The following is a 26,336-nucleotide window of genomic DNA, read 5'->3' as shown; positions in this document are numbered from 1 at the left end:
AGGTGTATTTGGTGTGCGAAATGAGAGAATGACCTGAGCAGGTTCTAGAAATAGCGGGGAAACCGGCTCCAGTCCGGCGCGCGCTTTTCCAGGAAGGCATCGCGACCTTCGGTGGCCTCGTCGGTCATGTAGGCCAGCCGGGTCGCCTCGCTGGCGAAAATCTGTTGGCCGACCAATCCGTCATCGAGCAGATTGAAGGCAAACTTCAGCATGCGTTGGGCCTGAGGCGATTTGCCGTTGATGGCCTGAGCCCACTGCAGCCCGACCTTCTCCAGGTCCACGTGGCCGACGACTCGGTTGACTGCGCCCATGTCGTGCATCTGCTCGGCGGTATAGGGCTCACCGAGGAAAAAGATCTCGCGGGCGAACTTCTGCCCGACCTGTTTGGCCAGGTATGCGCTGCCGTAGCCGCCGTCGAAGCTGCCGACGTCGGCGTCGGTCTGCTTGAACCGGGCATGCTCGCGGCTGGCCAAAGTAAGGTCACAAGTCACGTGCAAGCTGTGCCCGCCGCCCGCGGCCCATCCGTTTACCAGGCAGATAACCACCTTGGGCATGAACCGGATGAGCCGCTGCACCTCCATGATGTGCAGTCGACCCGCGCGCGCGGCGTCCACCGATTCGGCGGTCTCGCCGGAGGCGTACTGATAGCCGGTGCGCCCGCGAATGCGCTGATCGCCGCCAGAGCAGAACGCCCAGCCGCCGTCCCTGGGGGAAGGTCCGTTACCGGTAAGCAAAACCACTCCGACCTCCGGAGACATCCGGGCATGATCAAGCGCCCGATACAGTTCGTCGACGGTGTGGGGGCGAAACGCGTTTCTAACCTCCGGTCGGTTAAAGGCCACCCGCACCGTGGGCTGCCCCGCACCTTCGAGCACGTGGCGGTGGTAAGTGACGTCGGTGAGATCCTCAAAGCCCTCAACGGGCGCCCACAGCAACGGGTCGAACGGGTTGTCAGTCACGTGAGCGAATCTAAAGGCAGATTTCACCATCAGGTAGACGAACTAACAACAGTCCCCCCTTTCGGGGGACAAAAATTCGCTCGCCCGGGGACTCGTGGTGATTCGCACCGTCGAATTAGCGTCGGTCGCAAGGGTTCCCAGGTGTAATGTAAGGTATAAAGTGTCGAAGATCTGGAAGTCCGTCGAAATATTTCTGCCTAGCGATATGTCGAAGGACGAGGTGCGGACCGCGCTGCGGGATGGAATTATCCGCACCGCCAACGAGGGCGGCGAATTCGTATGCGGATTCCGCGTCGGCGCGAGCGTGGCCCATGACAACGGCTGGCACAGGTGGACCGTGTCATACCTTCCCGGTCCCCCTGGAGTATTTCCCGACTAGGCCAGCCGATGCCAGTGCGGCTGGATCTGGCTCACGTACCCCTTCCGTACCTTAATAAATTCCCCTTTCGGGAACTGATGTGCGTCGATGTCCTGGTGTTGTGATAGTTGGGAGTTGTCCATCGAGAGGAGGAGTCTGATGAGCGCTCGCTGCCGAATCATCTTCGACAGTTCCAAGTGCGCCACGATCGGGTTGTGCGAGATGGTTGCACCCGACTTCTTCAGCATCCCCGACGATGGCGAGGGGAAGACGATCGTGCTCCACGAAACCGCTGATACCTCACGTCGAGCCGAGCTAGAAGAGGCGGCCGACAAATGCCCGACCCAGTCCATCCAAATCGTCGACGCCTGAGTCCTGACGCCGCTTGGCGCCCGCGCCCAATTCTTCGCGGAGCCAACCTGCCTCGCCGAGCTAATTATGGTCTGACCATATTAATAATTTCTGATATGCTCCCTCTTTGACTACGACGTGGCGCAGGTCACATACTGGTCCTTACGCAGGTCACCAGCACGGCCGCCTGTGCTGGTCGCAGCTAGAAGCATGCGCGGGAGGAGGGCGCGATGAGCCAGCTTGCACAGCCGGTCGCCGATGCATCCGACTGCATCCAGCAGGCCTGGGAAGTCGTGCGAATGACCGAAGAAATCGTCGGAGTCAACCTGTGCCGGGCCCAGTCCAGCCCTGATACGCAGGCCACCGATGCTGCACTGTCGGAGGCTCGCCGTGCCCTGGCCCATCGGCTGGAGCTCACCAACGTGTCGCCAGGCCTCCAAGGGCAGGCTTCGCTGGCGGCGCTGGCGCTTCGGGCCGAACAGACTCAGATCGCGATCAAAGACATACTCCTCACACACCAGCGCCAGCGGGTGGCGAGCGCGCAAGACGCCATCAACGAACTTCGCGGGACAACCTCAGCGGTCGCGCTAGTCGAGCGCATCCCGACCCTGGTGTACCGGATGGGCTTTTCCCGGGTTCTGTTCTCCCGCATCCAAAACGGCAAGTGGGTGACCCGCTCAGCCTTCGCCGGGGCGGATCTGAAGATGGCTTCAATGATGGTCGAAGCGGGCCTCGCCCACCCGCGCAAGCTGGTGAACCCGCTGTTGGAGTCTGAGATGGTTCAGCGCGGCTCCCCGATCTTGGTCACCAACCCCCAAACCGATCCCCGTGTCCACGCCGAACTCGTTACGCTCACCCAGACGGCGGCCTACGTGGCAGCACCGGTGTTCAGCTGGGGTAAGCCGATCGGACTCCTACATGCCGACCGGCACATCGATGCCACACGAGTAACGGAGTTTGACCGCGACGTGCTGGGAACCTTCGCCGCGGGACTCGGACTAGCCTTCGAGCGCAATTTGATGATCGATCGGCTCCGAGCGATGCGCCAGGCCGCCGAGCAACACATGCGGCTTGCCGGCTCACTCGCCGACGACTTCACCGTCGATGTGATCGAATCGGCCGGACCAGCGCGGCCCCGGGTTGGAGACCTCATCGATCGTGATGCTGCTGCGCGGTCGAGGAGCGAAGGTGACGCTACCCACCGCCTTCACGATCTAACCTCGCGAGAAGCAGAGGTCCTTCGTGCGATTGCGGCCGGAAAGACCAACGCCCAGGTCGCTGCGTCACTATTTGTCACCGAGGGGACAGTCAAGTCCCACGTCAAGCAAATCCTACGCAAGATGGATGCGTCCAATCGCACAGAAGCGGTCGCGAAGTACCACCGGGCCCGGCAGGCTTCGATGTAGTCACGCTGGACGAGGGGTACAGCAGTTCCTCCTCTTGGGAGATGCGCCCCGGGTTGGCTGCCTTCTAGCGTCGACAGGGTGGTAGCTCCACACAGAGCGCTAGGATCGGTTGACGCCGACTGCCTAGTAATCGTCTCGCCCGACAGCAGAGCGACCGCGGCAACGGATGCGCTGGGTCGGCTTCGGCGGCTGTCCAACAACAGCGAACTCGCCGAGCGCGTGCCACTCGAGTTGTGCCGGGCCGGGTTCGGTCGCGTCTTGTTCTCCCGTATCCAACGCAACATGTGGGTGGTGCACTCCGCGCACTTCCCTGGGGACGCCGACCTGACCAACACTTTGCTGCGAGTCGGTCGTGCGCATCCACGACGACTTTGCCAACCGCTACCGGAGAGCGCGATGGTGCGCGACAAAGCACCCATCCTGGTCACCGACCCCCAATCCGATCCACGGGTCAACACCGATCTCGTCGCGATCGCCAAACCCGACGTCTACGTCGCGGCGCCCGTTTACATCTGGCAGACGCCGGTGGCCCTCGTCCATGCCGATGCGCCCAGCGAGTCCGGAGATGTCGGCACTGAAGACCGGGATTTGCTGGGCCTCTTCGCCGAGGGCCTCGGCTCGATCATGGAGCGCAATATCGTCCTGGACCGGATGCAATCGTTGAGTGCCGCCGCACGGGAGCACGTCCAGCAAATATATTCGCTGACGGGTTTCTTGACAGACGACATGGACCTGAGCGACTACACCCCTAACACCCTGGCGGCAAAGGAAGAATCGGTCGTCAACGACGTAGCTGAGCAGCTGACCCAGCGAGAGCGGCAGGTGCTCACTCTCATGACATCCGGCAAGACCAACGCCCAAATCGCGGAGCGATTGTTCGTTTCCGAGGGCACCGTCAAATCACACGTCCGGCACATCATGCAGAAGCTGGATGCGAGCAACCGCACTGACGCTGTTGCTCGCTACCGACTCTCGAAGGTTATCCCCCCTCCGCGGTACAAACATTGACCCCATTAATAGATGTGTGAGCGGTCACATCCCACATAACATCGCGTCGACCGGACCGCAGTTCACGGTCGGCATGAGTGAGAGTCGAGGGACATCGTATGAGTACTGCAGCCGAGGGGATCGACACCAGGCTGAACTCGCTGGAATTCTGGGCGAAGCCGCGGGCCTACCGCCACGAGGCGTTCACGTGGCTGCGTAACAATCAGCCAATCAGCTGGAACGATGCACCGGACTCCCTCGACCCGAACCTGCAGAACGCCAAAGGCTTCTGGTCGTTGGTAAAGCACCGCCATCTGCGGGAGGTCTCCCGCAACGTCGAGGTGTTCAGCTCCGCTGAGGGCGTGTTCATCGACGACTTCCCGCAGCTCGAGAACATGCTGTCGTTCATCGTGACCGATCCGCCACGCCACACCGAGATGCGCAACATCGTCACTGTGGCGTTCACGCCCCGGAACATCCGCAAGATGTCGGACAAGATCGGCGGCATAGTCGCGGGCATCATCGACAACGTCGCGCCCCTCGGCCAAGGAGATCTGTGCCAGCTCATCACCAAAGAGGTTCCTGGCCGGGTCTTTTGCAGCATGCTAGGCATCACCGATAACGACCAGATCAACTACACGATGGACGCAGCGGAACAGTTCGCTTGCTGGAATGACCCGGAGTATGCCCATATCGGCTCTCCGCTGATGGTCTTCGCCGATGCGTCGATGAAGCTGGCCAGCCTCGCAAACGAATTGGTGCCCGAGCGCATCAAGAATCCCGGCGACGACCTGCTGACCTGGGTCGCCGAAGCCCAGTACGAAGGCAACAAGCTCACCCGAGACGAGGTCGGTGTGTTCTTTGCCCTGCTGGCCGCGGGAGCCAATGACACCACTCGGCATGCGATGGCCCATACCCTGAATCTGTTCCAGGAGCACCCAGATCAGCTGACCTATCTGATGGAGGATTTTGACGGCCGGGCGGACGACGCGGTCAACGAGTCGCTGCGGATGGAACCCCCGCTGATGCACTTCCGCCGCACCGCGACGCGCGATTATCAGCTTGACGACGTCACCATCAAGGAAGGCGACAAAGTGGTGTTGTGGTACATCGCGAGTAATCGCGATGAGGACGTATTCGAGAACCCGCAGGACATGGATATCAGCCGCGACGACAAGCACAATCCCCATCAGTCTTTTGGCGCCGGTGGCCCCCACTACTGCATTGGCCACATTCTCGGCCGTGAAGTCATCAAGGCGGAGATGCGCGAGATCTACCACCGCATGAAAGGTCTCGAGGTCGGCGAGCCTGACCTGTTGTTGTCAAATTTCATGAATGGTGTCAAGCGTCTTCCGGCCGCATGGAGGCCGGAGAAAAAGAAGCCGGCCTAGTTCCTTCAATCGCGGACTCCGATGGCGTGAGTTGTCCGTCGGGCCGCCGCCTCAACAGCGGTCGGACACAAAGGGGCAACGCTGGTGCCGTGACACCCCCGCGCACCAGGGTGGAAGCTGGCCGGATCGCGCGGTGATCCAAGTTAGTCAGTTGCGGTCCCCGCCTGGCCAGCCGTTATCCGTAGGGGCGGTAAGCGCCTCAAGGGAACGACGGCGATACCAGACGACACGGTCGCGGCCGACTGCGGTCGAACGCCTCGTTGAGGGGGCGCCCGGCTGCGCGGTCGTTAATCCCCGCAGACGAATGCTCGAATCCTAAGATCGATGCGCAGATCAGTGGCGACGTCGCTCACTAGCTATGGGGCCGGCCACCCATTAGCGCTTGCGCGACGGTGAGTGCGGCGCCCACGTCGAGCACGTGCTCCGCGAACGGCTGGCCCAGTAGTCGTTGAGCCTGTGCAAGCCGGTAGCTGACCGTCTTGGGATGGACATGGAGGACCTCGGCTGCCCGTGACTGGCGGCAGCCGTTGTCAAGGTAGACCAGCAGTGTCTCCCGCAGCCGCTCGACGGTGGGGTCGTCGCTGATTAAGGTGCTCAGCCGGTCCTCGGCGAACCGCCGCGCGCGGCCGACGTCACCACACAGCGCACCGGCCAGTTCGACGTCACGGTAGCGGACGACACCGCCGCACACATTGCGGTTGAGTCGGGTCACCCGTTCGGCATCGCGCGCCTGCTGATGGGAGCGGGCAAATCCGGAGCGCCCTCGCCCCGGCTCGCCCATCCCAACCACGACGTCCTTCGCCGGGGTGTCGTGCACCCGCCGGAGTCGATCCTCGCCCGGCCGCCGAGGCCACGTCAGCCAAGACCACATCGTGCCGTCGCCGACCATCAGCGTCGCCCCCGATGCGGCGCCCGCCGCGGTGCTCAACGTGCCGGCGACTGCACGCACGTCGACACCCGCGGCTAACGGCGAGAGCACCAGCCCCACGTGGTATCCGCCGATGTCACATCGCAGCACCGTGGAGGCCAGCGCCTCGTCGACCACTGTGTCGTCGAGCAGTAGGTCACGAAGGGTCTCGCCGACTGAGCGCGTGGGACGCGCTGGCGACCGTGCGCCATAAAGCAGCTGGAAGTCGCTGACCAGCCGCTCGCAAGAGCGGTCGATGAAGGTGAACATATGCTTCGAGGACATCGACAATACTTCGTGCAGCCGGGGGGCCTCGCCGACCTGCTCGGCGACGTGGGCGCTCCACATCTCCCACAACAGCGAGTGTCCGTACCTGTAGGCCCTCAGCAGCGTGGTGACGTCGCCGTCACCGGCGACGGTGTGCCGAAGCAGGTCCTGGGTTCCGGTCGGCGGCTCGGCAGCATCGGAGGGAACGCCAAAAGCCAAGGTGGCGAAGATCGCCCCGACGTTCTGATCAGTGCTGTCATGCACTGCCTTGATGGCCTGCACAGACCCGTTGGGGGTCAACCCAGCCACGTGGCTAAGCACGTCCGCCGAGATCGCGGCGCTGACCTGACTGGAGCGCAGCAACATGGCGTGGGCGCAGCGGCGCATCGTTTCAGCGGGCGTCTCGCCAGCGGTGGCGTTGCCCGCTGCCAGCCTCACGTCGTTGTGGCTGCCCAGCCGCATAGACGACACGGTAGGCGGCGCCGACTGGTCGGTCCACGAATCTATCCAAATGGGAGTAGGAAAACGGGTCTAAGGAGACAGAAAGCGCCATGCGCCACAGTGATACGTCATAGTGATGCACGTCATAGACAACCCGGCGGACGAACGTTGCACGCGGTGGCTATAGGCGGCGGGCGCGGTTGCCTGCACCATCGGGGAATGGTTTCACCAGCAGTTCCCCTGTTCGCCCGACCGCATCTGGCCAGCGTTGATAAGGACGCTCCGAGCGAATCCTGGATCGAATATCTGCGCCGGCGGTACCCGACCGAATCAGAGCTCGACCGGGTGCTCAATCGGCGCCAGCGCAACCGCGCGACCAGCCGTTACACGCCGCCGACGCTAGACACCCTGACCACCGCGGTCACAGCCATCCTCAGCGATCGACTGGATGAGCCGTTCACCGTCTCCGATGGCCGGTGGCTCAGTGGCGGCGCGTCGAAACTGCAAATGGCTTTCACCCTGGATTGGGTCGCGCCCGGTACCGGCCGGACCCGAACACCGCTGGTGCTGCGCATGGAGCCCGCCGAGTCGATGGTTGAGACCAGCCGGCTGCGCGAGTTCCAGGTGATCAAGGCGTTCCAGGGCGTGGTGCCTGTCCCACCCGTGTACTGGCTGGATGCGCAGGCCGAGCACCTGCCCTACCCGGGACTGGTGTACGGGATGGTAGCCGGCTCGACGAAACCGTCGGCCGCCTCGGTGGGCGTGTCGGGGCTAGGCACCAACCTCGGTCCGCAGCTGCGCGGCCCGCTGGCCCAGCAGATGGTCAGGCACCTGGCGGCGATCCACACGTTCGATTTCACCAACGCCGACCTGGACGCCTTCGACAGACCGGAGCTGGGCACCCAGAGCGTCGAGTGGGCCGTGAATTGGTGGAGCCGGGCGTGGGACGAAGACTGCGGCGAGGACATCCCCTTGATGCGGCTGGCCGCACATTGGCTGCGCACCAACATGCCGCCAGTGGAACGCCTCTCGATCGTGCACGGCGATTTTCGCACTGGCAACTACTTGTTCACCGAGCACGATCGGAAGGTGACCGCGATCCTGGACTGGGAACTGGCCCGGATCGGCGACCGCCACCAGGACCTGGCGTGGATCGCGGCTCCTGCGTTCGGGCACCTCGCCGAGGATGGAGCCACCTTCCTGGCTAGCGGCCTGCTGCCGACCGACCAGCTCTACGCCGACTACGAGCGGATATCTGGACTGTCCGTCGACCCTCAACGGCTGCATTACTACCGGGTGTTCAACGCCTTCTCCATCGCGGTGCTCGCGCTGGGTACCGGCTACCGGATCGCCGGCGGGGCAAAGACGCATCAGGACATCACCGTCGCCTGGCTAATCGGTATCGGCAGCAGCATGCTCCACGAAATCCACCAGCTACTTGAGACGGGAGCCTGACATGATCTTGCGCTACGACCTGCAGCTGCAGACGATGATCAAGGCGATGATCGACTCCGTCGCGCCCGCGGTGGACCCGGGCAACGCGCTCGCCAGGGAGCAGGCCCAGCTCGTCATCGGCACCCTGACGCTGATGGCCGAGCAGCTACCGCTGCAGTATCGCTTCGACCGCGACGAACTGACCCGCGCAGTGGCTTTCGCGGACCAACTCGGCGCAGTGCTGGGCGACTATCCCGAACGGGTCGCCGGCCCAGTGTCGGCGCTCAGCGGCTCGGCTGCGTCCGGCCGTGCGCTGCTGTCGCGGTCCGCCGCAGATCCGACCGAGATCGTCACGACGGCGCGGGCGATCCGGACGGCGCTGGACCACTTGGTGGACGTCGTATTCACCGACGATTCCGCACGGACGTACCGCGACGATGTACGCCGAATCGTGCTCGACCAGTCCCGCGGCGAGATCCTGCGTGATCGTGTCTGGAGCCGCGCCCAGGGCTTCGATGCCAACGCCTATCACCTTCCGACAATCGAATCCCTGCTGGCCCCTACCGCATAAGGTCGTGACCAAATGACTGACTTCGCAAAATATGAAGGACTCGTTGTCGACCCCGATCAAGAATTGTGGGGTCAGAGCTACTACTACAACGCCTACGACCCGGTGGCCCGGATCGGTGTCCTGATCCGAATCGGCATGCTGCCCAACCGTAAACAGGCCAATAGCTGGTTGATTGCCTTCGCCGACGGGTTGCCCGTCTTCGCGCGAACCAACCTCAACCTCCCCTACACCGACGCCCGCCCCGCCGGCGGCTTAGAGCTGGCAGGCCTGACCGTGCGCGCTGTCGAGCCGCTGATGTTGACCCACATCAGCTTCGGCAACGCAGATTTCGCACTGGAACTGGACTGGCGTTCCGATGTCTCGATGGCGGACTGCATCGCGTTGACCCAGGACGCCGAGGGCACATTCGCGCGCGAGATGGCCAGCGTCCACCTCGAGGGGCCGAGCGTGGTGACCGGCCACCTGTCCATCCGCGGTGAACGTGTCGCGTTGACGGGTACGGGCTTCCGGGACATCGCCGCCGGTGTTCGCAACTGGGACTCACTGGGGCATTATCGGCTGGCCTGGCCCATATTCGACAACGGAGTGGCTTTTTGCGGCATCCACGGCGTGTCAACCACCGGCGCCAACTCCTATATGCGGATGTTCTATGACGGCGCGCGGTGGCTACGGGTCAACGCGATCAAGGACACGATCGACTACGCGCCTGACAGCTTTTCGGTGACTTCGATGCAATGGGCTTTCAACGACGAGTTGGGCCGCCACTTCACGTTTTCAGCGACACCATTGTTCACCTGGCTGTTCCCGCAGGACACGTTCGTGGTGTGCGAACAGATCATGGAGTTTCAACTCGATGACGGCACTATCGGCTATGGCTTGAGCGAGGGAGGATTCCGGCTACCGTGGCGTCGTGAGTGACCCATACCCTCGGTAAGTTCGCCGTAGGCGTACCACACTGAATGGGCCGACAGTGCGTCCACAAATAACGGAGCCAACCCCCACCGCCAATACTTCCGCAGTTGCGCTGCTGCGTTCTGCACCGCCTCGCGATCGCGACGGTCGGATCACCGGGCCCATCGACGTTGCGGTCGGAAGCGCGGGCCGAACACCTTTAGGAAACCGGTCGTTCCTGAGGAGTGCAGCATGACCGCCCCGCATGGCTGCTCCTGGAGGTTTGGTCCCGCTCCCGCCCAGGGCAGCTTCGAAGGAGTTGTATCCGCCGATCTCGCCGCCGAAGGCCAGCCGTATGCCCGGGCCGCCGGCGTGGGCATAAACCGCGGTCGCCTACTCGTGGAGAGCGGCCGAGGCGATCAAGGCGCGTGCACCCGAATCGTGCACGATGTAGGCGGCCTCCCGCGATGTCAGGTGGAGGTTGATCGCCGTCACGCACAACCCCGAACGCTGTGTCGCCCAACACGTCACGAGCGCTTCGGGGGCGTTGTCGGAGAGCAGCGCGACAACGTCCCTGGGCGCAGTCCAGCATCGTGAAGTACGCGCACCGGATTCGTCGTCGAGGCGCCGGTAGCTCATCGTCCGTCCGGTCTCGGCGACGATGACGGCAGGCCGGTCAGGTGCGTACGGAGCGTGGGTACCCAGGAAAATAGTCGTGTGTCAGGTCGATGTAGGCGAACTTCGGCTCGGTGTACTCGTCGAGGGCATCGACCCCGAGTTCGCGCCCTAATCCGCTCTGCTTCACCCCACCGAAGGGATACATCGCGTTGATCATGTTGGTGCCCAATCTGCCGACACCCATGACGACGACGGTTTAGCCATCCTCGGTCTCGCCCGTGCGCGCGGCGGCACCGTAGCCGGTGGTGACACCGCATCCGACGAGTGCGGCCTTGTCCAGCGGTACGTCCTTGTCGACTTTGACCAACGAGAGTATGGGGACGACGGTGTACTCGGAAATTGTTCCGAGAACACACATCTGGCCAATGTCCTGACCGCGGCCATGGAATCGGGTGCCATCCAGCTGCGGTCCCGCCATGATCGCCGCGCGGTACTCGCACAGCTTGCTCATGCCGCGAGCACGCGGACGGCATCGACAGCAGGCGGGGATGAAGCTGAGGACGACGTGGTCGCCCACCACCACTTCGGTGGCGCAGGGTCCGACGTCGGCCGCCACACCTGCGCCCTCGTGTCCGCCGACCACCGGGAGGTTCATCGGCATGTCTCCTGTGACCAGATGGTTATCGCAGTGGCACAGGCCGCCGCCGGTCAGCTTCACCAGGACCTCCCGCTCTCTGGGTCCGTCCAGGTCGAGTTCTTCGACCTACCACTTCTGGTGTAGACGCCACAGGACGGCGGCTTTGGTTTTCAAACGGCGTGTGCTTACTTTGGGGTGGTCAGCGGCGCTCGGGAGTCCAAGTGGCGGGCAGGCTGTTGATGCCGTTGATGAAGTTGGCCACCTGGAAGTGCGGTTCGGGTGCGCTGATGTCGGGGATGCGCGTGTACACCTCAGTCAGCAACGACCGCAGCATGGTGCGGGCCAGTGCGGCGCCGAGGCAGAAGTGTGGCCCACCGCCTCCGAAAGCGATGTGCGGGTTGGGGTTCCGGAAGATGTCGAACGTGAACGGATTCTCGAAGACGTCCTCGTCGCGGTTGCCCGAGATGTACCAGAGCACCACCTTGTCGCCGGCCTTGATCTCCGATCCGCGGATGGTGAAGTCCTGGGTGGCGGCGCGTCGCATGTGCAGTAGCGGTGACGCCCAGCGCAGGACTTCCTCGACAGCGGAATCCACTCGGCCGCGGACGTCGGCCACCAGCAGGTCGCGCTGATCCGGGAACCTGGAGAACGCGTGGATCGCGTTCGCCGACGCGTGCCGGGTGGTGTCGTTGGCTGCCACGGCCAATAGCACGAAGAAGGCCTTCAGCTCGTCGTCGGTCATCTTCTCGCCGTCGAACTCGGCCTGCACCATCCAGGTCAGCAGGTCGTCGCCGGGGTTGGCGCGGCGCTCGGGGATCAGCAACGACACTGTCTCATGCAGGTCCATCACCGCGCCGGCGAAGAGTTCGAGTGCGCTGCTGTCGCCACAGACCTCCGGGTCGGTCCAGCCGAGCAGTCGTTGCGCGGCGTTGATGGTCTTGTCGTGGATCTCCCCGGGCGGAAGGCCGAAAAAGCTGCCGAAGATCCGGCCCGGCAACTTGACCGAGACCAGCTCGACGAAATCACCCTCGCCCAAGTGGGCTATCTCGGAAACCAGATCGCGGGCGTGACCCTGAATCCAGTCCTGAAGCCGGCGCATGTTCTTCGGCTTGAATGCATCCAACGTGATACCGCGCAGTTGGGTGTGGCGCGGCGCGTCCATCGCGATGAACGACTGTGCGATGTGGATCATTTCGGGCGGGAAGTCCTCCATGGTGATGCCCTGCGCGGAGGAGAAGATCTCGGGGTGGCGGCTCGCTATCCGGATGTCCTCGTGCTTGGTCAACGACCAGAAACCGGCGGTGTTCTGCTCCGGGGGCAGCAGGTCAGAGTCGGCAGGCCGACTCCACGCCACGGGGTTCTCGCGACGCAACACCGCGAACGCAGCGTCACGTTCCTCATGCGGCTTCGCCCAGAACTCACGTGCGCTCAGGTCGATGTCGCGATGGGTGGGGGCGGCGGTGGTCATTGAGGGGTTCCTAATCGTTTCGTAGGGGATGGTTGCTGGTCTTAAGACCGGGTCTGTTCCTTGCGGGGTCTGCTACCAGGTGATGCCTGATGTTTCCCGTCGTTCGACGACTTCTGAAAGAACGGCGCGCCTGGTGGCAGACCCTGTCCGGTGGTGGTGAGATGCCGTTGCCCGAGCCCACCGCAGGGTTGACTTCCCGATGGTTGTTCCCGAGCCTTGAGCTCTTCGACAGAACGAGGTCCTGCGGTGTGCTGGAGTCACGGACGGCTAGTGAGATGACGGACCTTCGAGTCCTGCGATTAGGGCGCCGCGTGAGTCCACCGGTAACGGCACAACGATTAATCGAAGGAGTGATGATCCCTTGTCCTTGTATTGCGGAATAGATTGGGTTACAGCCCATCACGACGTTGCCGTGGTCGACGCCGACGGTCGTGTCGTGGCGCGCGAGCGGGTCAGCAATGATGCGGCCGGCTTCTCGCAGTTGTTGACGCTGTTGGCCCAGGTGGGTGATACCGCCGAGCACCCGATCCCGGTGGGGATCGAAACCGATCGCGGGTTGTGGGTGGCCGCGCTGCGCGAAACCGGCCGGGTGATCTATCCGATCAACCCGCTGGCCGCTTCGCGCTACCGGTCTCGGTATGCGGTGTCGGGGGCCAAGTCCGATGCCACTGACGCGGTGCTGTTGGCCAACATCTTGCGCACCGATGCCGCCGCGCATCGGCCATTGCCGGCCGACTCCGAGCTGGCTCAGGTGATCCGGGTGTTGGCGCGTGCCCAGCAGGACGCGGTGTGGGCACGCCAACAGATCGGCAACCAGATCCGCGACCTGCTCAAAGACTTTTACCCGGCCGCCCTGGTCGCGTTCGCCGAGCTGCCCACCGGCGGGTTGGCCCGCGCCGATTCGCGCACCATCCTGGCGGCCGCGCCGACCCCGGCCCAGGCCGCCGCCTTGACCCCGGCCCGGCTGCGTCGACTGCTGACCAAGGCCGGGCGCCGCCGCGATCTCGACCGCGACGTCGAGCGGCTGCGTGCCGTGTTCACCGACACTTACCTGCACCAACCACCACAGGTCGAAAGCGCGATGGGCGTCCACCTGAGCGCATTGCTGCATCAATTCGACGCCGCGTGCACCGCCGCCGACAATCTCGCCGAGGCGGTGAGCGCCCATTTTGAGCAACACCCGGACGCCAAGATCATCACCAGCTTCCCCGGCCTGGGGATGTTGGCCGGCGCCCGGGTGCTCGCCGAGATCGGCGACGACCGCACCCGTTTCGCCGATGCCCGCGGGTTGAAAGCCTTCGCCGGCTCCGCCCCGATCACCCGCGCCAGTGGCAAGAAAACCATTGTGCTGCAGCGCCATATCAAAAACCGGCGCCTCGCCGCCGCAGGCTCGATCTGGGCGCTGGCATCGCTGCGCGCCTCGCCCGGCGCGCGCCGCCACTTCGATGCCCGCCGCGCGGTCGGAGACTGGAACCGCCAAGCCCAACGGCACCTGTTCAACAAATTCCTCGGCCAACTCCACCACTGCCTGCACACCGGCCAGCTCTACAACGAACACTTAGCGTTTCCACCTCCCCTCCCGCTCGCGGCTTGACTCTTAACTACGTGAGATGTCTTTCAGCCTCTTCCGCACGGTGTGCTGCAGATCACTTCGCGGGGTCCAGGCCAGTCTGGGATAGAAGGCGCACGATTACCCCTGACGTGCGGGCCAACTCACGGCCCGTGCGTGCCACTCTGCTGAGCGCGTGGCCCGTCAGCTGACGTGAACGGTGAACGAGGCGGTTAGGCCACCGCCGTCACGGGCGGAGAACTGCAGCGTCCCGCCGAGCGCGTCGACGATCTGCTGCACGATCCACAGCCCTAGTCCAGCGGTGCCACGCCGATCCGACAGGCTGACGAACTTGGCGGTCAACTCGCCCAGACTCTCTTGCGATACCCCGGGCCCGCGGTCGAGAACCGAGACGCTCAGATGATCATCGCTGCGTTCGCAGATCACGTCGATGGGTCGCCCGCGGCCGTGCCGTGCGGCGTTCTCCAGCAGATTGGTCAGCACCCGGCGCAGCCCCTGCGCGTCCACCTGGATGGCGGAGACGTCGCCTGTCGTCGACACCCGCAGGCGGGTTGGGAGCAGGCCGGCCGCGTCGCCGGCTTCGGAGATCAAGTCGGCCAGATCGATCCGACGCAGGCGACCGGACGAGAACGCGGGCCGCCGGCTGAGGTTGACATCTGACAACGCGTCGAGCATGTCCGACAGGTGGCGCGTGTGCCGGCCCGCGAGTTGGATCGCCGAGTCGCGGTCCGCGGTTGCCATCGGAGCCGAGTCCGTGAGGGCGGCGGCAAGCGCCTCGAGCGAGGCCACCGGAGTACGGAACTCGTGGAGCAGCACCTGAAGTCCCTCCTGCTGCGCCTCATAGGAGCGCAGCAGGCGAGCTCGCAGGTCGCGTTCCTCCTCGGCGGCGGCGTGTTCTGCCTCGGCCTCCACCAGGGCGCGCACCCGGGACCGGTGTTCACGGTCGACCAGGACCGATAGGCTGCCACCGAGCACCGCGACGAACACCACGTACAGCGCCCACCAGAGTCCCTGTACTGGCGGTGACAGGGCAGTGTCGTCCTGGTGCCCGGACATCAACACCACTACCAGGTAGCCGATACCCACGAACACGGCCAGCAACAGGGATTCGGTGAACGTCAGCCGCGCCGCCGAGGCGATGACCACTAGTGCGAGCACCGAGACAACCGGACTGGACGCACCGCCCGTCTGTCCGATGAGGGACAGCGTGAGCGTTGCGTCCAACGCCGAGACCAGCCACGCATAACGCGTGCGGCGCACCTCGAAGCGTGGGTGGGCCATGAGTACCGCCGCGTAGGCCAGTGCGGCGGTCAAGACGACGGCGAGCATCAGTGTGTGCCGGCGCATCCACTCCGGGCCGATCGCTACCAGCACGACGATCGATACCACGACCGCGACCCGGACGGCAACCACGACGCGGGCCAGCCCGTACCCGTCACCAGGGGGCATCACCAGAGATCGGAGCTCCCGCGAGCTGTTCACGCGCCTGAGCCTAGACACCGCCGGAGGCCGGGTCGGGAAATTCGACGACGATCCCTCACACGCGCATTACCATCGGCGGGTGAGTCGGAAGCCCTATGTCGTTGTGATTGTCGACGATCACGAACTCTTCGCGGAGGGATTGCAACTCCTGCTGACCCGCGACTGGGGTGAGCAGTTCATCATCGGTGGCCGCACGACGTTCGTCGAGGAGGCCGCAGAACTCGCCTCGTCGTGTGATGCCGATCTGGCGATTGTCGACCTCTCCATGCCGCCGCTGGGCGGTGTGGCCGCGATCCGCCACATCAAGGCGCGTCACCCGAGGACCCGGATCCTGGCGTTGTCGGGCACGGCTGATCCGCAGCTGGCCGAGGAAGCGCTGCGTGCCGGCGCAGACGGGTTTCTGTCGAAGACCGTACGTCCCGAGGCGCTCGCCGGTCCGCTGTCCACCATCGCCGCGGGCCTGCGAGTGATCGACCCGGCCCTGCTCGACACGCTGCTGTCCAGCTCACGCAAGCCGTCAACAGATGTGCTCGACTCGTTGACGCCAGCGGACCTCAAGCTGTGGGTGCTGTTGTCAACGGGTATAGAGACCGCTGATATTGCCACCACGATGCTGGTTTCGGAGCGAACCGCCAAGCGAATGGTTGCCTCGTTGTTGCACAAACTCGGTGCAGCCAACAGGATCAAAGCCGCCGCGCTCGCCGGACGGTACGGTCTACTCGACGACGCCGCCGAAGGACCACGCTGACGGTCGGCATCAGTTGACGACGCGCAGCGCCTGCGCTGGGCACATCGCCGCGGCACGCACGACGGCTTCGTACTCGCTTTGGGGTGGATCCCGATCGAGAATGACGACCTGCTCGGACCCATCCGGCAAATCGAAGACGTCGGGCGCAGCTAACAGGCACTGGCCATGCCCAGCGCACAGATCGTAATCGACGGTGACACGCATGACCGCTCCTGTTCTGCCCAAAGCCGAGTATGGGACGCGAACGATGACAGGAGTCGGACCGCGTGCGCCAAAGTTGGCCTGCGCGTGCCAAGCGCATGCTACGCAAGCCGGCTCTTCGAACCGTTGAACGGTAACCGGGAGGGTCCTTGCGTTCTCCTCATGGCTACGCCACGCGCCGCCCCCGCTCCGCGAGACATACTCCGATCCCGTGGCTCTGGCCAAGCGTGCCCACCCTAATTGCCCCGCAATCGAACCAATGTCGGCGCTGAAACGACCGGGCGGATGCGCGCATAGTGGTGGACTCCGTGTAGCCGCGGCGGTCATACCGTGGTATCAGAGGAGACTGCCGTTCCGGTTCCGCGCCCAAATAGTCGTACGGTGGAAAGTGGCACGATACCCGGCGTGGGGCGCCGTGACGCAGAGGGCGCATTGATGACTTGCCAACAGTCACAGGATAATCGATTGGGAAATCCCCGACAGCGCAGGCCGCAGCCATGCTACGGCCCGAACAGCGTCGCGTCGATGCTCAATTGGAAGTCCACAACGCTCTCGGCTAGACGACTATTGGGAAGTCGACAACAAGGACCGATCATATTAATGGTCACTTCAAAGAAAGACCGGTGGTGAGGCCCACGTCCTGGTGAGCGACCACGGCGGCCACCGGCCTGCGGCCGACATTCGCGTCATACCACCAGCTATGCCGGAACGCAGCCCTTTTAGCTGTGAGACCACGCTTGTCAGCGCCGGCGCGAGCTGACGGTTGGCTACTGCGGTGGCATGGCGGGAGGTGGGTAGACGCCGCGCAGGATCCACGGGAGCCATTTGATGCCGAATTCGACTTCGTCGCTGGCGTCGTAGTCGGGGCTGGGATCGAGGGGGATGTTTTCCTGCATGGACACCACGGGCGGAGGTCCGGTCGGCGGTATCTTCGGTGGTCTCTGGGCGGGTTGGTCGGGCTGTCCGTAAACGGCGACCACGACGGTGCGATCGAGGCTGTTCTCTGACCACACCCCGACTTGGGTGTTGGCGCAGTCGGACATGATCGCGAAGTCGGCGGGGTTGTAGTACCACTGGTTGATCAACTCGACGCCGCTGATCGCCAAGGCCGGATTGATGGCCACGGTTTCGGCCACCTTGCCGCGAAAGCCGGTGGCACTGGCGCGGTCTTGTGGCGTGGACCCGTCAGAACCGATATCAGCGTCGAGGTTTCGGTTGTTCAGCACATCGTGGGTGTGCCGTTGGGCGGCCAGTTGCAGCTGTGGGTTGATTTTGACGTCGTTGGTGCAGCCTGCCTGATGCTGCATCGTGAAGACGTTGGCGACCACGCCGTCGTTGAGTCGTTTGTTGTTCGGTACGAGCGTGTTGTTGTCGCCATCAGCATGTGCGGCGGGCATACCCAGCAGGGCGCCGACGGCGACCACCAGCGCAGGCGAGGTCAACGTTCGATGCTGCATGTTGGTTTCCCTTCCGTCAGGCGCCGGCAGGGGCCGGTGGCCGGTAGTGCGCTGCGGAGTTGCGCAGCTGCCAGATCAAGGCGGGACAAAGTTCGTTGACGGCCTGATTGATCAGGTACGAGGCCTGGTATTCGTCGGAGGTGTCGAAGTCGGCCATCACATCGCCCATCACACCGGCGTAGCTGCGACCCTGCGATACCTTGTCGCAGATGCCGTGTCCGTAGCTCAACGCCGCGTCGGCGTTGGCGAAGTTATAGCCGGGCCGCACCGTCACATTCAGCAGATAGGCCACCACATCGGCATGCGCATTGGGTGTCACCGCCACTGCCGCAACACCAAATAACCCCGCACACGTGAAGAACATTGTTGTGAGCGGCTTTTCCAGCATGTGACCAACGGCGGATCGCGGCATCGTCGTGATCAGACCGGGTCGAATTGAGAGATCAGCCAATGCCCGTTGATCTTGTCGAGGGTGACCCGAACGCTGGATGCGGAGTTGGTGGGCGCGTCTTGGCCGACGATGATCGTCTGGTTCACAAACAGCAGCACAACGGCATGGCTGGCGGTCGCCGACGTCGATGCGGCGCCTGGGACAGTCGCTACGGCCGAGATCTGCTTTTGCTTTGCTCCAGGGATCACCACATCGTGGGTCAACTGTGTGTAGGCGTTGAGGAATGTACCCGTCAGTCGGGCCCGCGCGGCCTCAAGATCTTTCTGCACGGTGTCGGGGCGGTAGGACAGCAACGCGATGGTGCCATCGGTAGCGGCCCGCACGGATTCCGCACGGGCCGCCTGCGCGCCCCGGACCGAGGCCTCCTGCCATTTCACATAGCCCGCGGCACATGCCAGCAGCATGGCCAGCCCGGGCAGTATCCCGTAGGCAACCACCCGCGACCAACTGATGCGACGCCGCCCTTTCGCCAGGGGCTCATCACAGTCGGGCTCATCGATCACTGTGGCCGTTTCGCCGTCGGGCGCATCGACCTCCAGGGACAGCGCCTCGCCGACTTTGGTCACGTCCTCGGCGATCTCATCGTCAGCGGTCAGGTCCTCGGCTACCGCTGTGGGCACTGCCCCAGCAAGGGTTTCCGCGGCGGCATCGCTATCCTTGTGGTCGCTGGCCTGGCGCGACTTGAGCCGGATCACGGCACGAACCCAACGTTAGAAACCTTGACCTGACCGCCGACTTTTTGCACGTAGATACGCATTCGCCAGGCACGCGGAACTTGTTCGGGTTCACCAGCATTCGACGTTTGCACCGACACAGCCACCAGCGCCTGAGCTGTGTCGGCGGTCTCCGACTCAAGCCCAGCATCGGTGATCGTGCCGACCGTCGTCGCCTTGGCCTGCTTGAGCACCTCGATGAACGCCTTCGACCGCTTGTCGAAATCGTCATAGAACTCGCCCGTCGCCCCGTCCAAGATCCGGCGCACATCAGCCTCGGCGCGCTGCCAGCCGATGGTCGTCAAGTTCAGTGCGCCCTGCCTGGCCGCCTGAAGAAATTGACTTCGCTGAGCCTGCTCGTGCTGCGCGTGGTGAACACGAAATCCCAACCATCCCAGCAACGCCGACAACGCAACGACGAGCACCACACCGAGCAACGTCGCCCACCGCTGCCCCGACACCCGTTTTCTGGACCGGGCCGCCGGCGCGCGGTCTACGTCGTCGGCAGCCTCAGGGGGGTCGCCGTCCCCAGCGGGACTGTCCTGTTCATTCAGCGTGTCGTCGTCTTCATCCACCGGGTCGTCGCCCGGGCGCAGTCCTGAATCAGCCGCTACTTGCATGCCGTCCTCCATCTATCTTGGTTAGTACGTCTGTGCGCGATTGCTGTCAGCGGCCCGGTGGTGGCAGCAGCATTGTTTGCCATGTCTTGTCCTTTTTCGGGGCGGTTTGGGCAAGGTCGGATTGGGTGTACTGACGCCCGTCGGGTCCGATGTAGGTACCGGTTGCCGGGTCGTATTGGGCTGCAGCGATCGGGGGCGGCGCCGGCCCCGGCGAACCGGCTGCCGGTGGCGTCCCAGGCGGCAACTGCGGGATGTCCCCTCCGGACAGTGTCGCGTTGGGGTCGCCTTTCCAGTTGTAGCCGTCGTTGAGCGGCACATACTGCTCGCCGCTCTCGCACAACTTCACGGTGGGTGCGCGCTTGCCAGGCACCGTTTCGCACGGGATGTTGCGCGCACCGCGCACCTCGATCATCGGTGAGTCCTGCGGGATCCTGCAGTACAGGTCGCCGGCCGGGCGTTCCGGGTAGTCCTCGAGCGTGGGATTCCGCATCTGTTGCGCTGGCAGAAACCCAGTGGTGCACGGAGGCGGGAGGTTGAGGTTGAGGTTGAAGCTCAGGTATTGACCCCGGTATGCCTGCTTAGTGTTCGCGTTTGCCACCAGGCCGGCCGATTCGTCGGAGATGAGCTGGGGCACCAAGACGAGCGTCTGTTCGAGGTCGCTTTGGTAGGTGAGCGCGACCTGGCTGACGCTGACAAGATTGGCCAGCAGGATAGGCAAGGTGGGTTGTAACCGCTCGACCAGCTTCTGCCCCTGGGCAGCCGCGGGGCCAGCGTTGTCCAGGATGCCGGCGACAGCTTCGTCGTGGGTCTGCAGTTCATGGGTCACCGTGGCCAGGTGTGCCGCCCACCCCTGAATCGCATCGGAAGTGTCGGTCTGCGAATCCAGCACCGGGCCTGCCTGGTCGATCAGCGCCAACAGCGGATCCAGATTTCGGCGTGCATCGATCGACAGATCGGTGGAGCCCTTGACGATCCTGGACAGTTCCGGGCCGAGCCCACCCACTGCGGTGTAGGACTCGTCGACGACGGTTTTGAGGTTGTCGCGCGGCACCGCCCGCAGGCCGGTGTTGAGGGCGTCGATCAGGGAATTGATGTCGGGGGGCACCGAGGTGTCTTTTATTGGGATCACATCACCGTTTTTCAGCGGCGGCGAGGTTTCGCTTCGCGGAAGTAACGCGACGTACTGCTCCCCGACCGCCGATTGGCTGTGTACCTCGACCTTGAGATCCGACGGGATGTCGATGCCAGATTTCAGCGACAACACGGCCGCCGCACCGGTGGCAGTCAGGTGCAGCGATTGCACCCGGCCGACTTCGGCGCCCCGATAGGTGACGTTGCTGCTGTTGTACAGCCCGCCGGTTCGCGCCAACTCGACCGTCACCGTGTAGCGGCCGACACCGAACAGGGCGGCGGGCAACTTCATGTAGTGCAGGACCATTACCGCGGACGCGGCAAGCGCGACCACCGTGAAGATGGCAAGTTGGATCCTCGCTTGGCGGCTCAAATACACGTTATGGCCCCTGATCCCAGTGGTAAGCGGCAGTCAGCGGATTGCCAGGCGTATTCCGGTAGCCTCCGGTGCACGGGCTGGGGAACTGACCGATAGTCCGGCCCCACTGCAGCTCCAGCTGGGTCAAATGGCATTCCCACCGCGTGCCGGTGAAGAGTCCTTGGTCGATGCGGCTCAGGGTGAGGTCGATGATCGCAGTCAGGTTGGCGTAGTCACCCCGCTGCCATTTTTCGATGGTTTCGTTGGGGAACGGATAGGTGGGAATAATGCTGAGCGCGCGGGTCAAGCTCGGACCGGCGTTGGCCAGCGACTCCAGCACCGGTCCGACGGCGTTCAGCTCTTTGACGAGGTTTTCTTTGGTTTTGATGACGGTGTCGGCGGCCAAGGCGCTGAACTTGCCCAGCTGGTCGGCCGCCTCGATGAGGGTGTCCCGCTCGTTGTTGAGCACCGCAAGCGCCTCGGGGATGGTCTTAACCGCACGGTCCAAGACGGGTTGCTGCTCGGCGAACTTCCCGGTCAGGTGGTTCAGGCTCTCGGTGCTGGCGATGATGTCATCGGTCTGGTCGTTGAGGTTCGCAGCGAACTTGTCCAGTTGTTCGATCAGGCTTCGCAAGTCTTGCTCGCGACCGCGAAACGCGGTGCTCAGCGCCTCGGTAATGTCCCCTACTTGGCCCAATCCACCGCCGTTGAGCACCAACGACAGCGCCGCCAACGTCTGCTCAGGGGTCGGGAAGGAACCCGCGTGGGACAACGAAATGACGGAGCCTTCGCGAAGCCTTCCGTGCGGTGGTTCGTTCCTCGGGGGCGCCAGCTCGATATGTAATGAACCCAATATGGTCGTCTGCCCGATCTTGACGGTGGCATTGGCCGGTAGGTCGACGTCGCCGTTAAGGCGCATGGACACGACCGCGTGCCAACCCTGGAGCTCGATTTTCGTGACGTGGCCGACAATGACGTCTGCGACTCGCACCCGCGCGTTGGGCTGGATGTTGTTGACGTTGGGCATCTGGGCCTGGATCACGAAGGAGCCCGGACCGTTGCCCTGCGTGCCAGGCAGCGGCAGCGAATTCAGCCCGTGCCAACCGCAGCCAGATACCCCGGCCAGGACCACCATGCCCAGGCTCGCCGCTGCGCGGCGCCAACGGCCGTGCCTCACGAGCCACCTCCCGGCGGCATCATCATGCCGGACAGGCCGGCCGCGGGGTTGGTGGCGACCGTCGGAGACGCCGGCGGAGCATCCGGGGCGGGTGCGTCGGCGGCTAGTGCTGCACCTGGCGGGGGCGCCGGGGGCTGGCCAGGTGCGGCCCCGGGGGCTGGCGGCGTATCGGCGGCCGGCGGAACGTAGTCGGGCCGCATCCAGTCCTCGCTGTAGGTGACCTCATTCGGCCTGGCCTGTGCGCCGACGAAAAGGTTCTCCCCCAGCGGGGCGAAGTTGTACTGGCGGTTCTTCACGATCGGCGCCAGGTATTGCACACACAGTTTCGCTGCTTGCTCGCCCCCCAACCGGGAAGCGGCCTGGATGGCACCACACAGGAAAGCGATGGGGTTGGCCATGTTAGCGCCCGCTAGTACCCCGGTCAGCGCCCCGTTGGACGGCTCGAATATGTTGCTGAAGTTCACAGCTGCCGTCGGCAAGATGTGCAGCGTTTGTTTGATGTCGTCAAGGCTGTCGACCACCGCCTTGCTGATCGACGTCAACTTGTCCGACGTGGTGCCCAGCGTCTCCGAGTTATCTGCGACGAAGCTCTGCACGTCACCGACCACAGCGTTTAGGTCCTCGACCGCCTCGCCGACTTTGTTCGGGTCATCGGCCAGCAGCCCCGACACCGTGGCCAGGTTACGGTTCAGGTGCTCGAGCAGATCCGCGCTGTCGTGCAACGCCGACACCAGTGTCGACAGATTTTTCAGGGTGGAGAAGATGTCGTTGCTGTGATCGCCGAGCGCAGAGACCGTCTCCGACAGCTTGATGACGGTGTCGCGTATCGTGGCGCCTTGTCCCCGCAGGTTGTCGGCGGCGGTGTTGATTAAGGCGCCCAATGTGCTCACACCGCCCGGCTGACTCGGCTGCAGCAATGTGGTTAGCCGCTCGAGTTGCGTCCGTATGTCGTCCCATTCGACCGGTACCGCGGTGCGGTTTTGTGGGATGACCGCGCCCATTTGCATGGTGGGACCGCCGGTGTAGGGCGGCGTCAGCTGGATAGCCCGGCCCGTCACCAGCTGCGGGGACAAGATCGCGGCCTCGGCATTGGCGGGGACTTTGTACTTGGGATCGAACCAGAACGAAATCTTGGACCTCAGGGGCTGCGGTTCAATCTTGAGGACTTTGCCCACTGGCACGCCCCGGATGCGCACGTCGTCTCCGGCGAACAGACCGTTGCTGTTGTCGAAGTAGGCGACCACCAGCGTTCGGGCGGTGCGCTCGGCGGCTCGCATGGCGACGAACACCCCGGCGACGAGCACCAGGATGAGCGTGGTGGCCAACACCGTGCGGGCTTGTCGCAGTCTGGTCATCACGGTTGGCCTCCCGGCCGTGAGGGCCCCGGCCCGACTTCCACATTGATCGGCGAGGGCGTTGGTGCGGGGATGGGGACCGCCGGCGGCCCGGGCGGCGGGCCGCCAGGTGGTGGGGCCGGCGGCGGCTCCCGGTACGGGTAGCAGCCAGGGCCGGGCAACGCCATGCCGGGCAAACCGCACTGATGGTCGCCCGGGTTGCCGGTGATCGCGTCGGGCAGATTCAACCGCGGCTCGCCGCCCTGGCCGGTGCGCGGGTAGGGCACCGGCAGTGCCGGGGTCGCCGGCTCGCCGGTCTGCGGGTCCGTCACCTGCGACGGCAGCAGGGTGGCCGGGTCCAGTCCCAGGTCGGAGAATGCGGCACTGATGAACGGCTGCAGGAACTGGCCCGGCAGAAGGTTGACCACGTATGCGTTGAAGAATGGGCCGGACGCAAGCGACTCACCCAGGGACATGGCGTAGACGTTGAGCCCCTTGATCGCTTGTTGGATGCGTTCCTTGCGGTTGTCGACGATCGCGAGCACCGCATTGAGCTTGTCCAGCGCCGGGCGCAGCTGCTGTCGGTTCTCGGCGATGAACCCCTTCAGTTGCCGCGACACCGCCGAGATGTTGGTTGCGATCTGATCCAGGGCGCCGCTTTGCGTCCGCAGTTGCGCCAGCAAGGCATTGGTGTCCTTGACCAGGCTGACCACCTGGTCGGTGCGCTTGGCCAGCACTTTGGTTGCTTTGGCCGCGTTGTCAAGCAGGTGACGGAGTTGGGCGTCGTGCCTGTCGAGTGTTTGCGCAAACCGCGCCACCCCTTGGACCGCGTTCTTCAGATCTGGTGGCGTGCTGGAAAAGGTTTGCGCCAGGGTGGCCAACGAGTCGGACAGCTGGTTGGTGTTCAGCCCGCTGATGGTGGTTGCCAAATCGCCAAGCGCATCGGGCAGCTGGTAGGGCGACACCGTCCGATCGAGCGGGATTACGCCGACTAGCTGCCCTTCACCGCGCGGCGTGACCTCGAGAAACTTGGCGCCCAACAGGCTCTTGGTCTTAATCGCCGCCGCCGTCCGGTCGCCCACGTGAACGTTGCCGCCGATGTTGAACGTCACCAGAACGCCAGTCGCGTCGAGTGAAATGCTGGATACAGTTCCCACGGAATAGCCGGAGACCTCCACAGCGGCGCCGCTGGACAGCCCGCCAGCATCGGCGAAATAAGCGCGATATTCCTTGCCCTCTTTGAGGAAGGGCAGCTTCTGCCACTGCAGCGCAGCCACCAAGAGCCCGGCGAGCACCAAGATGCCGACAGTGCCCAGGACGAAGGGATTGCGTTGGGAGAGTGGTTTCCTCACTTCGGTGTGCACCTGCCGGTGCTTTGACCGGCTACCTTGACATACACCGGCTGACCTCCCTTGCCGTTCACCTTCAACACGACATCGCAGAAGTAAAAGCTGAAGAAATCCCCGTACACGGCTTGACGGTTCAGCGCTCGGTATTTGTCGGGCAGCGTGTTCAGCAGAGTGTCGAGGTAGTCGTGATCGGCAGCCGCGATCGCCGCGACACGGTCGGTCCCGTGAACCACCTCCTGAACGGGCTTCCGGGCGCGTGTCAGCAAGTCAGCAATGCTGCCGGTGGCGACGTTGGTGTAGGCCACCACGTTGGTGATGTCGGTTTTGCGTTGCGCCAGCCCGTGCACCAGCTCCGCGAGGGATACCACCGCTTTGTCAAGCTGGTCGCTTTGGCCACCCAGTGATCCCAACACCACGTTGAGGTTGTCGACTACCTGCCCGATCAGCAGATCGCGGTCGGCCAGTGTGTTGGTCAACCCTGCGGCCTGATCCAGGAAGGACCCGATCGTGGCGCCCTGGCCCTGAAGCGCCTCAATCAACTGGCCTGTCAGGGCGTTGACCTGATCCGGGTTGAGCGCCCGAAACAACGGCCGGAAGCCGCCCATCACCGAATCCAGATCCAGTGCCGGTTTGGTGCGCGCCAGCGGAATGGTCTGACCGGGATTGAGGATTCTGGGGCTGCCGGCTCCTTCCTCGAGCGACAGATAGCGGCCGCCGATCAAGTCGTCGTAGCGGATTTCGGCCCGGGTGCCATCGGTCAAAACCGCGGACGCGTTGGCGCTGAATTCGACCCGTACCGTTGCGTCGGGATTGATGGAGATGTCTTCGACCTTGCCGACCTCCACGCCGGCGACCCGGACCAAGTTGCCCTGCTTCAGTCCGGACACGTTGCTGAACTCGGCGTTGTAGGTCTTGCCCTCGCCGAATCGGAACTCCGCAAAGACTGTCAGCAGCACGAACGTGACCAAGCCACAGATCACAAAGAAGATGGCCAGGCGCACAATGACGCCTGTCAGGTTTTCCTTCACAGCACCTGTCCCCCTTCGAGTAGATTGGCGG

The 26,336-nt window shown here is 63.9% G+C and carries 24 protein-coding genes and 2 pseudogenes; 9 read left to right on the top strand and 17 right to left on the bottom strand.

Features of this window, described 5'->3' with window-relative positions:
- Positions 1-44 precede the first annotated feature (44 nt).
- A complete protein-coding gene (locus tag MRAB57_RS13230; RefSeq protein WP_077079405.1) occupies positions 45-959 on the bottom strand; it encodes a 1,4-dihydroxy-2-naphthoyl-CoA synthase in 915 nt (304 codons plus the stop codon).
- 517 nt (positions 960-1,476) lie between these two features.
- Between MRAB57_RS13230 and MRAB57_RS13220 the strand changes: the two genes are divergently transcribed.
- The 4 genes from MRAB57_RS13220 (at position 1,477) to MRAB57_RS13205 (ending at position 5,452) form a co-directional block, all read left to right on the top strand.
- Positions 1,477-1,689: a ferredoxin gene (locus tag MRAB57_RS13220; protein ID WP_077079403.1), complete on the top strand. Its 213-nt coding sequence runs from the start codon at positions 1,477-1,479 to the stop codon at positions 1,687-1,689.
- A 209-nt stretch (positions 1,690-1,898) separates the two neighbouring features.
- Positions 1,899-3,074: a LuxR C-terminal-related transcriptional regulator gene (locus MRAB57_RS13215; RefSeq protein WP_077079402.1), complete on the top strand. Its 1,176-nt coding sequence runs from the start codon at positions 1,899-1,901 to the stop codon at positions 3,072-3,074.
- A 282-nt stretch (positions 3,075-3,356) separates the two neighbouring features.
- Positions 3,357-4,082, top strand: a complete 726-nt coding sequence (locus tag MRAB57_RS13210) for a LuxR family transcriptional regulator (protein ID WP_083743393.1) — start codon at positions 3,357-3,359, stop codon at positions 4,080-4,082.
- Between the two features lie 98 nt (positions 4,083-4,180).
- Positions 4,181-5,452: a cytochrome P450 gene (locus MRAB57_RS13205; RefSeq protein WP_077079400.1), complete on the top strand. Its 1,272-nt coding sequence runs from the start codon at positions 4,181-4,183 to the stop codon at positions 5,450-5,452.
- A gap of 352 nt (positions 5,453-5,804) precedes the next feature.
- Here MRAB57_RS13205 and MRAB57_RS13200 read toward each other — a convergent pair whose 3' ends face one another.
- Positions 5,805-7,088 carry a PucR family transcriptional regulator gene (locus MRAB57_RS13200; RefSeq protein WP_077087934.1) on the bottom strand — a complete coding sequence of 428 codons (1,284 nt, stop codon included), beginning with the start codon at positions 7,086-7,088 and terminating at the stop codon, positions 5,805-5,807.
- A 198-nt stretch (positions 7,089-7,286) separates the two neighbouring features.
- On the opposite strand from MRAB57_RS13200, the gene MRAB57_RS13195 reads away from it, so the two are divergent.
- Genes MRAB57_RS13195 through MRAB57_RS13185 form a run of 3 tightly spaced genes read left to right on the top strand, consistent with a single transcriptional unit; the run spans position 7,287 to position 9,990 of the window.
- On the top strand, positions 7,287-8,522 hold the full coding sequence (locus tag MRAB57_RS13195) for a phosphotransferase family protein (protein ID WP_077087933.1): 1,236 nt from the start codon (positions 7,287-7,289) through the stop codon (positions 8,520-8,522).
- 1 nt (position 8,523) lies between these two features.
- Positions 8,524-9,072 carry a hypothetical protein gene (locus tag MRAB57_RS13190; RefSeq protein ID WP_077079397.1) on the top strand — a complete coding sequence of 183 codons (549 nt, stop codon included), beginning with the start codon at positions 8,524-8,526 and terminating at the stop codon, positions 9,070-9,072.
- A 12-nt stretch (positions 9,073-9,084) separates the two neighbouring features.
- Positions 9,085-9,990, top strand: coding sequence for a DUF7064 domain-containing protein (locus tag MRAB57_RS13185; protein ID WP_077087932.1), 906 nt, complete (start codon positions 9,085-9,087; stop codon positions 9,988-9,990).
- 366 nt (positions 9,991-10,356) lie between these two features.
- Here MRAB57_RS13185 and MRAB57_RS29185 read toward each other — a convergent pair whose 3' ends face one another.
- The 4 genes and pseudogenes from MRAB57_RS29185 to MRAB57_RS28570 all read right to left on the bottom strand — a co-directional run bounded on the left by MRAB57_RS29185 (position 10,357) and on the right by MRAB57_RS28570 (position 12,686).
- On the bottom strand, positions 10,357-10,602 hold the full coding sequence (locus MRAB57_RS29185; protein WP_077079395.1) for an AMP-binding protein: 246 nt from the start codon (positions 10,600-10,602) through the stop codon (positions 10,357-10,359).
- Positions 10,603-10,639: 37 nt separating this feature from the next.
- Positions 10,640-10,801 (bottom strand): annotated as a pseudogene (locus MRAB57_RS13175) (aldehyde dehydrogenase family protein); the annotation flags it as partial.
- A 39-nt stretch (positions 10,802-10,840) separates the two neighbouring features.
- Positions 10,841-11,392: pseudogene (locus MRAB57_RS13170) on the bottom strand (alcohol dehydrogenase catalytic domain-containing protein); the annotation flags it as partial.
- A gap of 25 nt (positions 11,393-11,417) precedes the next feature.
- Positions 11,418-12,686 carry a cytochrome P450 gene (locus MRAB57_RS28570; RefSeq protein ID WP_077087931.1) on the bottom strand — a complete coding sequence of 423 codons (1,269 nt, stop codon included), beginning with the start codon at positions 12,684-12,686 and terminating at the stop codon, positions 11,418-11,420.
- Between the two features lie 367 nt (positions 12,687-13,053).
- Between MRAB57_RS28570 and MRAB57_RS13145 the strand changes: the two genes are divergently transcribed.
- The gene (locus MRAB57_RS13145) at positions 13,054-14,280 is read left to right on the top strand and encodes an IS110 family RNA-guided transposase (RefSeq protein WP_077087930.1); all 1,227 of its coding nucleotides are present in this window, start codon (positions 13,054-13,056) and stop codon (positions 14,278-14,280) included.
- 159 nt (positions 14,281-14,439) lie between these two features.
- Here MRAB57_RS13145 and MRAB57_RS13140 read toward each other — a convergent pair whose 3' ends face one another.
- Positions 14,440-15,738 carry a sensor histidine kinase gene (locus tag MRAB57_RS13140; RefSeq protein WP_077079393.1) on the bottom strand — a complete coding sequence of 433 codons (1,299 nt, stop codon included), beginning with the start codon at positions 15,736-15,738 and terminating at the stop codon, positions 14,440-14,442.
- A gap of 103 nt (positions 15,739-15,841) precedes the next feature.
- Here MRAB57_RS13140 and MRAB57_RS13135 point away from each other — a divergent pair, with 103 nt between their 5' ends.
- Positions 15,842-16,486: a response regulator gene (locus MRAB57_RS13135; protein WP_077087929.1), complete on the top strand. Its 645-nt coding sequence runs from the start codon at positions 15,842-15,844 to the stop codon at positions 16,484-16,486.
- 9 nt (positions 16,487-16,495) lie between these two features.
- Here MRAB57_RS13135 and MRAB57_RS13130 read toward each other — a convergent pair whose 3' ends face one another.
- The 10 genes from MRAB57_RS13130 to MRAB57_RS13085 all read right to left on the bottom strand — a co-directional run bounded on the left by MRAB57_RS13130 (position 16,496) and on the right by MRAB57_RS13085 (position 26,305).
- On the bottom strand, positions 16,496-16,690 hold the full coding sequence (locus MRAB57_RS13130; protein ID WP_077079391.1) for a ferredoxin: 195 nt from the start codon (positions 16,688-16,690) through the stop codon (positions 16,496-16,498).
- Between the two features lie 764 nt (positions 16,691-17,454).
- A complete protein-coding gene (locus MRAB57_RS13125; protein WP_077087928.1) occupies positions 17,455-18,144 on the bottom strand; it encodes a CAP domain-containing protein in 690 nt (229 codons plus the stop codon).
- Between the two features lie 16 nt (positions 18,145-18,160).
- On the bottom strand, positions 18,161-18,532 hold the full coding sequence (locus MRAB57_RS13120) for a DUF732 domain-containing protein (RefSeq protein ID WP_108637770.1): 372 nt from the start codon (positions 18,530-18,532) through the stop codon (positions 18,161-18,163).
- 32 nt (positions 18,533-18,564) lie between these two features.
- Entirely contained in the window at positions 18,565-19,047 is a 483-nt protein-coding gene (locus MRAB57_RS13115; RefSeq protein WP_077082004.1) for a hypothetical protein, read from the bottom strand.
- A gap of 239 nt (positions 19,048-19,286) precedes the next feature.
- Entirely contained in the window at positions 19,287-19,928 is a 642-nt protein-coding gene (locus tag MRAB57_RS13110; protein WP_108638088.1) for a mammalian cell entry protein, read from the bottom strand.
- Positions 19,929-19,974: 46 nt separating this feature from the next.
- Entirely contained in the window at positions 19,975-21,438 is a 1,464-nt protein-coding gene (locus tag MRAB57_RS13105) for an MCE family protein (protein WP_077079388.1), read from the bottom strand.
- Between the two features lies 1 nt (position 21,439).
- Positions 21,440-22,552, bottom strand: coding sequence for a virulence factor Mce family protein (locus tag MRAB57_RS13100; RefSeq protein ID WP_077079387.1), 1,113 nt, complete (start codon positions 22,550-22,552; stop codon positions 21,440-21,442).
- A gap of 38 nt (positions 22,553-22,590) precedes the next feature.
- A complete protein-coding gene (locus tag MRAB57_RS13095) occupies positions 22,591-23,952 on the bottom strand; it encodes a virulence factor Mce family protein (protein ID WP_077087927.1) in 1,362 nt (453 codons plus the stop codon).
- Complete coding sequence (locus MRAB57_RS13090) at positions 23,949-25,292, bottom strand: MCE family protein (RefSeq protein WP_077087926.1); 1,344 nt, start codon at positions 25,290-25,292, stop codon at positions 23,949-23,951. The genes MRAB57_RS13095 and MRAB57_RS13090 overlap by 4 nt, the downstream gene beginning before the upstream one ends.
- Entirely contained in the window at positions 25,277-26,305 is a 1,029-nt protein-coding gene (locus tag MRAB57_RS13085; RefSeq protein WP_077087925.1) for an MCE family protein, read from the bottom strand. The genes MRAB57_RS13090 and MRAB57_RS13085 overlap by 16 nt, the downstream gene beginning before the upstream one ends.
- Positions 26,306-26,336 lie beyond the last annotated feature (31 nt).

Origin of the sequence: Mycobacterium rhizamassiliense (genome assembly GCF_900157375.1) — a bacterium.
In the GTDB taxonomy this organism is placed as follows: Bacteria; Actinomycetota; Actinomycetes; order Mycobacteriales; family Mycobacteriaceae; genus Mycobacterium; species Mycobacterium rhizamassiliense.
The sequence above is the reverse complement of the archived record's forward strand: the minus strand, read 5'-3'. Positions and strand labels throughout refer to the sequence as shown.